We start from the raw sequence: 7063 nt of genomic DNA on the forward strand, positions 1-7063 counted from the left end.
CGCGGGGGCGCGCCGAGCGGTCGGCCGCCTGGCGTCCAGCGGTCGGTCCTCTGCGGTCCTTCAGATGGATTCAGTTGTGCGACGCGGTTGTGGATTCAGCTGTGGGCCACGGCTGGATTCAGCTGTGGGCCACGGCTGGATTCAGCTGTGGGTCGCGGCTGTGAGGATGGGGAGCGGGTACGGCGACGGGGGTCAGTCGTCGGTCGCGGGGCCGGTGCCCGACACGGCCTCCTCGACGAGCTGCTCCTCACAGGCGCCCAGGCGCCAGTAGCCGGTGAAGGTGACCGCCTTACGGTCGAATCCGCGCTCGCGCACCAGGTGGCGGCGCAGCGCCTTGACCGTTCCGGCCTCGCCCGCGATCCAGGCGTACGGCGTGCCGTAGGGCAGCTCGGTGGCGCCCACCGCGTTCAGCAGCAGGGCGGAGCGCGGGGTGCCGGGGGCCACGGCGTCCCGGACCAGCCAGGTGATCTCGGCTTTCGCCTCGGTGCGCAGCTCCTGGATGTCCTCGGCGTGCTGGACCTCGAGCCACACCTTGACGGGGAAGTCGGCGGGCAGCCATTCGAGGATGCCCGCGATGGCGGGCAGCGCGGTCTCGTCGCCGGTGATCAGCACCCAGTCGGTCCTGGACGGTGGCCGGAAGTCCACCCCGCCGTTGTCCTCCACCACCGGGCCCAGCAGGGTGACGCGGTCGCCGGCCTCGGCGCGCGCGGCCCAGCGGGCGGCCGGGCCGCTGTCGTGGTGGAGCGCGAAGTCCACGTCGATCTCGTCGGGGTCGCGGCGCTGTTGGCGCACCGTGTACGAGCGCATGATGCCGCGTTCGGCCGGGTCCATCGCCCGCCAGGCGGTGAACCAGCCCTCCCCGGCCTCGACCGGCACCACCGGGGCGGTCTGGCCGGGGTGCGGCAGGAAGAGTTTGAAGCGCTGGTCGCGGCCTCCGCTGGTGAAGTCCTTCAGACAGGCGCCGCCGAAGGTGATCCGCGCCATGGACGGTCCGAGCGAGCGGGTGCGTACGACCCGCGCGTCGAAGAACCGGAACGGGATGGCGGTGGTGGTGGCGGTTTTGATGGCTGCGGTGGTCATGGGAGGGGGGTCTTCCCTTCGCTTGCCGTGGGGAGGCCGGGGCCAGCCGGTCGACTGACCGTCAGCTGACCTTCTTCGCGTCCTGGATGGCCTTGGTGAGGGATTCGACGAGCGGGGCGGCGCCGGCGTACGAGAAGCGCGGCTCGCTGCTCCAGGGGGTGATCTGACCGGCCTTGACCGCGGCCAGCTTGGACCAGGTCGGCTTGGAGGTCAGGGCCTTGGGCTGGAGGGTCGCGGTGCGGTTGTCGAGGAAGAGCACATCGGCGTCGTACTTGTCGGCGTTCTCCCAGCTGAGGCTCTCGAAGTAGCCGCCCTTGTCGGGCTTTTCGGGGACGACGAAGTCGACGCCGAGCTCGCTGAAGTAGATCAGGTCGGCATTGATCTTCGGGTTGGAGACATAGAAGAGATCGGCGCTGGCGGAGCAGGCCATGACCTTGATCTTGTGTGATTTGACGGTTTTGCGCAGGGTCTCGGCGGCCTTCTCGAACCGCGCCTTGGCGTCGGTGACCTTCTTGGCCTTCGGATCGGCGCCGAGCGCCTCGGCCAGCGCGGCGTAGCGCTTGATGGGCTCGAGCATGGAGATCCGGCCGGTGGCGATGGCGGCGCTGGGGGCCAGCTGCAGGATCTTCTTCTTGCTGTCGTCCGGGATGTAGAAGAGCGCGCCCGGGTCGTACATGTTGGTGATCAGCAGATCGGGGCTGAGCGAGGCGTACTTCTCGACGTTGAACTGGCCCCAGGTGTTGCCCAGGGACGTGGCCTGGTCGACGGGGAAGTCGCCCGCCTGGACGTCCGGCTTGCCGTTCTTCAGCGTGGTCGGGCCGAAGACCCCCGTGATCTGCTTCTCGATGCCGAAGTCGTAGAGCGCGGCCGCCGCGGCGATGTAGGCCACGATGTGCTGCGGCCGGCTGTCGAGGCTGATCTTCTTCTCGCGGTCATCGGTGAACGACCAGGAGCCGCCGCCGTCGTCACCGCCGGAGCCCGAACCGCCTTTGTTCCCGCAGGCGGTGACCAGGGCTCCGAGTCCGAGGGCGCCGCCCGCGGTGAGCAGACCGCGGCGGGAGAGGGGGAGTGCTCTGGCCTGGCGCATGAAGGTGCTCTCTCTCGATGCATACGGGGACGTGGTCACGGGACGGCAACCCGAGGACGTAGTTAGGTTAGCCTAACCAACCTGTTTGTCCAGTGGGCGGGGTCGTTCCGAACCTCACATCGAGGGGTTCATGCGGCCGTTCAGGGCGGATTCACAGGTCCAGCACCAATCGCGGGCCACGGCAGCGTGATACGCAGATCATCATCGTCTCGCCGGAGGCCCGCTCCTCGTCGGTGAGCACGGAGTCGTGGTGGTCCACCTCCCCCTCGACGACGTCCGTCTCACACGTCCCACAGGTGCCCTCTTCACAGGAGTACAAAACCGGTACCCCGGCCGCCTCGACCGTGCGCAGCACGCTGCGCTCCGGCTCCACGGTGAGCGTCAGCCCGGAGCGGGTGAGCACCAACTCGAAGGCCCGGCTTCCCGATTCGGCGCCCGCGTCGTCCTTACGGGGCTGGAACCGCTCGGTGCGCAAGGACCCCTCCGGCCAGTCGCGGCACGCCTCCTCGGCGGCTTGGAGCAGCGGCTCGGGGCCGCAGCAGTAGACGAGGGTGCCGGGACCGGCCGGGGCGGTGAGATACGGCTTGAGGTCGAGCAGGCCCTCCTCGTCCTGCGGCACCAGGCGCACCTTGTCGCCGTGCCGCGCGGCGAGCTCGTCCGCGAAGGCCATCGAGGCACGGGTGCGCCCGCCGTACAGCAGCCGCCAGTCGGCGCCCGCGGCCTCGGCGGCGGCCGTCATGGGGAGGAGGGGGGTGATGCCGATGCCGCCCGCGATGAACAGATAGCGGGCCGCCGGGCGCAGCGCGAAGTGGTTGCGCGGCCCGCGCACCCGCACCGAACTGCCCTCGGTGAGGGTGTCGTGCACCTGGGCGGAGCCGCCGCGCCCGGCGGGGGCGCGGAGCACCGCGATCCGCCAGGAGGCGCGGTCGGCGGGGTCGCCGCACAGCGAGTACTGCCGGGTCGGGCCCGCGTCGAGGACGAGGTCGAGATGGGCGCCGGGCTCCCAGGCGGGGAGGTCACGGCCCGCCGGGTGGCGCAGCGTCAGCGCCACCACGTCCGAGGCCACCTCCTCCCTGCGGGCCACCAGCAGGGTGTCCTCGTACTCGCCGCCGGGGTTCATGAACGGGGCTCCTTCCGGTGGCCGTTGGGCTGGTGCTCAGGGGGACCGGCGGGGTGGTGCCCGCTGGGGTGGTGCCCGCTGGGGTGGGCGAGCATCCACTGCCACAGCTCGACCGGGTCCTCCGCGGTGCGCTCGGCGCCGCAGTGGCAGACCCCGTGCAGCACATCGGTGCCGGGCAGCCAGTCGATCCGGTACACCTCCGCCGTGGGCGTGCCGCTCGCCCACCCGTCGCCCGCCGCCCACCCGTCGCCCGCCGCCACCCTCAACGGAGGCGCTGCGCGCCGCTCGCGCTTCATTTCGCAGCCACCACGGGCGCGGTCTTCTCCCCTTCGGCGGCGAGGCGGGCGAGGATGCGGCGCGCGGCCAGTCCGCCGGTGTCGATGTTGATGCTGAGCTCCTGATAGCCCTCGCGCTCGGTGTCCAGCGCCTTCTGGAGCACGTTCAGCGCCGCCACGTCCTGGAGCACCACGGTCCGGTTGAGGTCGTGGAGGAAGGTGGACACCTCCTCGTCGTCCTGCGCGAAGTCCCGTGAGACGGCCCAGAAGTCGTACACATGGCGGTCGGTGGACGGGGTGATGGCGTAGGTGATCTCCACATGGAAGGCGTTCGGATCGGAGCCGTCCGGCTCCGGGTCCACCCCGACCGGGGCGATCCGGCTGTGCAGCAGATACAGACAGGGCGCGTGGTACTCGATGTCCTGCCAGCGGGTGATGCGGCCCTCGATGCCGGTGGAACGGGCGTAGAAGGGCGGGCACTCGGCGTCGTCCATGTGTCGGCTGACCCGTACGACGCCCGCGCCCTCGTCGACCTCCGTGGTGATCGGGGTCTCGGCGACCTCGGGGGTGCCGATGTAGCCGCCGTGCAGATACGTCTCGTGGGAGAGGTCCAGCAGATTGTCCACGAGCAGGCCGTAGTCGGCGTCGATCGGCTCCATGCCGCCGACCGTCGCCCAGCGCGGATCGGCCAGCCAGGGGGCGTGCGGCACCGCGCCGGGGTCGGCGAGCGCCGGGTCCCCGATCCATACCCACACCAGCGAGTCCTGCTCGACGACGGGGTAGGAGCGGACCCGGGCGGTGCGCGGGACGCGCTTCTGGCCCGGTACGAACACACAGGTGCCGCCGGTGTCGTAGGTGAAGCCGTGGTAGCCGCAGACGACCGTGTCGCCGTCGAGACGGCCGGCGGTGAGCGGATAGCGGCGGTGTACACAGCGGTCGGCGAGCGCGATGACCTTGTCGTCGGACTCGGCGCGGTAGAAGGCGATGGGCTCGTCGAGGATGGTGCGCCCCAGCAGCTCGCGGCCGATTTCGCGGCCGTAGGCGGCGACGTACCACTGGTTTTTCGCGAAGGCGGTCATGCGTGCCAGCGTGGTGACGCCCGTCACTCACGGGCAACGGCCCTTCCACTGAGTGGAAGGGCCGCGCGGGGAGGTGTGCTGCGGTGGACCGCCGGGCGGGTCAGCCGCCGAACTGCCAGAAGACGGAGTGATTCAGCGTCAGCAGGACGATCAGCAGGACCACATCGGCGACGCCCAGGGTGAGTCCGAGCAGCGCCCGGCCCCTGCGGCGGGTGTCCCGGGCGATGGCGAGCGTCCCGAGGACGATCGCGCAGGGCCCGAAGACCGCGTTGAACAGCAGCAGACCGATCAGACCGAGCACGAAGGAGGCGACGGCCATGCCGTCGGCGTCCCGGCGCGCCCGGACCGGTGAGGTGCGGGACGGTGCGGTGATTGCCATGGGTCTCAGCTCCCCTTGTGCCCGGTGCGTTCGCGGATGAAGAAGATCAGCAGCCAGGCGCCGATGGCGCCCGCGGCGGCGAGGAACAGGGGGAGCGGAGTGTGCGCCGCCGCCCCCAGAAGAACCCCCATCAGGGCGAGTGCCGCGACGATGAAGAGCATGTGAGCCTCTCTCGAAGTGACGATCCGGATGCGGTTGGCGTGCGGATGGTAATTGTTCGGTGAACAGTTGGAATCACAACTGTTCACTGAGTTCTAGAGTACCCCGCCGAACCCTGGAAAAATTCAGCGAACGGCTGTTTACTGAATGATATGAGTCACACGTCCGGGGTCCGGCAGGCCCAGAAGGAGAAGACCCGGCGCGCCCTGATGGACGCGGCGTTGCGGCTGCTGGAGGACCAGAGCCTGAGCAGTCTGGGGCTGCGCGAGGTCACGCGGGCGGTGGGGGTGGCGCCGGCCGCGTTCTACCGGCACTTCCGGGATCTGAGCGATCTCGGTGTCGCGCTGGTCGAGGAGAGCCTGGGCAGCCTGCACCACATGATCAACGCGATCCTCGCCGGTCAGGACGGTGACGAGGAGCGGATCGAGGCCACCGTCGACGCGGTCGCCGAGCATGTCCGCCGCTACCCCGCGCATATCCGCTTCATCGCACGTGAGCGGCATGGCGGGGTGCGCCCCGTGCGCCAGGCCATAGCCGCCGAGCTGGACCGATTCGCCGACGAGGTGGCCACCGCCTTCTGTCCGCGGCTCCCGGCGGAATCCTGGCCACCGGAAGATGTCCGGATGCTTGCGGAGCTGTATGTGGACCACATGGTGATGACGGCGACGGCGTTCCTGGAGGCACAGGCCGATCATCCCGAGGCCGCGGACGAGCGGCGGGTGGCCGCCACGGCGCGCAAACAGCTGCTGCTGATCAGCCTCGGGCGCCACCACTGGCACGACGCGTGATCTCCACGCCGTAGTCGCCGGCCGCGTCCCGGCCGGTGACGCGGACGCGTATCCGTATCCCGTTCACCGCGGCGTCGAAGGTCTCGCCGGGCGCGTAGGCCGCGTCGCTGAGTCCGGGGTGGACATTGCGCTCCCGGGTGCAGCCGCGGCCGTGGGGGGTGGAGTCCACGATGGTGACGGGGCCGCCGCCGGAGTCGACACCGGTGTTGACCCAGGAGATCAGGACCCCGGGCTTGCATATGGCCTCGTCGTTGCCGCCGGTCGCCCGCGCCTCGATGGCGTAGCCGGTGGACGGCGAGACGGGGACGATGACCAGTTTGGTCCCCTCCGTGCGGCTCAGCGGGGACAGGGTGTGGGCGAAGACCCCGGAGCGGGCGGCGCAGGCGATCTGCCGCGGGCCGAGCCAGCCCAGCTTCCACTTGTGCCAGGCCAGCAGGTCGTTGCCGGGGCCCCAGTCCTCGGACATCACATCCCAGTGGCCCGCCTTGTCGCCGCCGCCGTGGGTATAGAGGTCGGGCAGCCCGAAGACATGGCCGTTCTCATGGGGCAGGACGCGGAAGCCGGTGCGGCGCAGCGAGCCGGAGCCGTCGTCCTGGCGGCTGTAGACGAAGGAGACATTGGCCAGCGGAACGCCGTCGGCGGTCGGGGCGTGCTGGTTGTCGGCGTAGGTGACGGACAGCACGGCATGCGCGGCCGGTGGCCCGGCGTTCGGGGTGACCAGGACGTTCACCAGGTCGTAGCGGCGGAAGTCGACCTTGGGGTCCGCGGACTTGGCGATGTCGGCGACGAGTTTGCGATAGCCCGGGTCGAAGGGGCTGCCGCGCTTGATGCCGTAGGCGCGGAACGGCCGCGGCATCCGCAGCCAGTGGGTGATCGGCATCTCGGGGCGGTAGTCCAGCCGTCCGTACGAGCTCTGCGCGAACCACCGGGAGGTCTGGGGGAAGAACTCCTCGAAGCGCTGGCGGGCGGTGCCCTGGCCGCGGACATCGGGGAAGTCGATCATGAGGTTGAGGGCGTGGACGGTGCCGGTACTGCGGCTGTAGCCGCGGCCAGTGGGTATGCCCTCGGCCATCTGGAGCCCCGGTCCCGAGGCGAG

9 protein-coding genes are annotated in these 7063 nt (G+C 70.3%); 1 reads left to right on the forward strand and 8 read right to left on the reverse strand.

The window, feature by feature from the left end; all coding sequences use genetic code 11:
- Positions 1 to 192: 192 nt before the first annotated feature.
- The 7 genes from GWI24_RS37460 to GWI24_RS37490 all read right to left on the reverse strand — a co-directional run bounded on the left by GWI24_RS37460 (position 193) and on the right by GWI24_RS37490 (position 5181).
- Entirely contained in the window at positions 193 to 1080 is an 888-nt protein-coding gene (locus GWI24_RS37460; RefSeq protein WP_210950507.1) for a siderophore-interacting protein, read from the reverse strand.
- Between the two features lie 61 nt (positions 1081 to 1141).
- Positions 1142 to 2167: an ABC transporter substrate-binding protein gene (locus GWI24_RS37465; RefSeq protein WP_210950508.1), complete on the reverse strand. Its 1026-nt coding sequence runs from the start codon at positions 2165 to 2167 to the stop codon at positions 1142 to 1144.
- 151 nt (positions 2168 to 2318) lie between these two features.
- Positions 2319 to 3287 (reverse strand): PDR/VanB family oxidoreductase, encoded by a 969-nt coding sequence (locus tag GWI24_RS37470; protein ID WP_210950509.1) that lies wholly within the window; start codon positions 3285 to 3287, stop codon positions 2319 to 2321.
- Complete coding sequence (locus tag GWI24_RS37475; protein ID WP_308344217.1) at positions 3284 to 3484, reverse strand: hypothetical protein; 201 nt, start codon at positions 3482 to 3484, stop codon at positions 3284 to 3286. The genes GWI24_RS37470 and GWI24_RS37475 overlap by 4 nt, the downstream gene beginning before the upstream one ends.
- A gap of 95 nt (positions 3485 to 3579) precedes the next feature.
- Positions 3580 to 4641 carry an aromatic ring-hydroxylating dioxygenase subunit alpha gene (locus GWI24_RS37480; protein WP_210950510.1) on the reverse strand — a complete coding sequence of 354 codons (1062 nt, stop codon included), beginning with the start codon at positions 4639 to 4641 and terminating at the stop codon, positions 3580 to 3582.
- Between the two features lie 100 nt (positions 4642 to 4741).
- Positions 4742 to 5020 (reverse strand): DUF4190 domain-containing protein, encoded by a 279-nt coding sequence (locus GWI24_RS37485; RefSeq protein ID WP_210950511.1) that lies wholly within the window; start codon positions 5018 to 5020, stop codon positions 4742 to 4744.
- A 5-nt stretch (positions 5021 to 5025) separates the two neighbouring features.
- Positions 5026 to 5181, reverse strand: a complete 156-nt coding sequence (locus GWI24_RS37490; RefSeq protein ID WP_014054348.1) for a hypothetical protein — start codon at positions 5179 to 5181, stop codon at positions 5026 to 5028.
- Between the two features lie 150 nt (positions 5182 to 5331).
- Here GWI24_RS37490 and GWI24_RS37495 point away from each other — a divergent pair, with 150 nt between their 5' ends.
- The gene (locus tag GWI24_RS37495; RefSeq protein ID WP_210950512.1) at positions 5332 to 5967 is read left to right on the forward strand and encodes a TetR family transcriptional regulator; all 636 of its coding nucleotides are present in this window, start codon (positions 5332 to 5334) and stop codon (positions 5965 to 5967) included.
- Here the strand turns inward: GWI24_RS37495 and GWI24_RS37500 are convergent.
- Positions 5933 to 7063 (reverse strand): M6 family metalloprotease domain-containing protein (locus tag GWI24_RS37500; RefSeq protein ID WP_210950513.1); only part of this gene is annotated, 1131 nt, incomplete at its 5' end. The two genes, GWI24_RS37495 and GWI24_RS37500, sit on opposite strands and share 35 nt — an antisense overlap.

It is taken from the genome of Streptomyces sp. MK37H (assembly GCF_018035285.1).
Taxonomy (GTDB): domain Bacteria; phylum Actinomycetota; class Actinomycetes; order Streptomycetales; family Streptomycetaceae; genus Streptomyces; species Streptomyces endocoffeicus.

Excerpts from the sequence above, each read along its gene's own strand:
- GWI24_RS37460 (WP_210950507.1), bottom strand. The coding sequence starts at position 1,080 with ATGACCACCGCAGCCATCAAAACCGCCACCACCACCGCCATCCCGTTC.
- GWI24_RS37480 (WP_210950510.1), bottom strand. The coding sequence starts at position 4,641 with ATGACCGCCTTCGCGAAAAACCAGTGGTACGTCGCCGCCTACGGCCGC.
- GWI24_RS37465 (WP_210950508.1), bottom strand. The coding sequence starts at position 2,167 with ATGCGCCAGGCCAGAGCACTCCCCCTCTCCCGCCGCGGTCTGCTCACC.
- GWI24_RS37485 (WP_210950511.1), bottom strand. The coding sequence starts at position 5,020 with ATGGCAATCACCGCACCGTCCCGCACCTCACCGGTCCGGGCGCGCCGG.
- GWI24_RS37495 (WP_210950512.1), top strand. The coding sequence starts at position 5,332 with ATGAGTCACACGTCCGGGGTCCGGCAGGCCCAGAAGGAGAAGACCCGG.
- GWI24_RS37490 (WP_014054348.1), bottom strand. The coding sequence starts at position 5,181 with ATGCTCTTCATCGTCGCGGCACTCGCCCTGATGGGGGTTCTTCTGGGG.
- GWI24_RS37470 (WP_210950509.1), bottom strand. The coding sequence starts at position 3,287 with ATGAACCCCGGCGGCGAGTACGAGGACACCCTGCTGGTGGCCCGCAGG.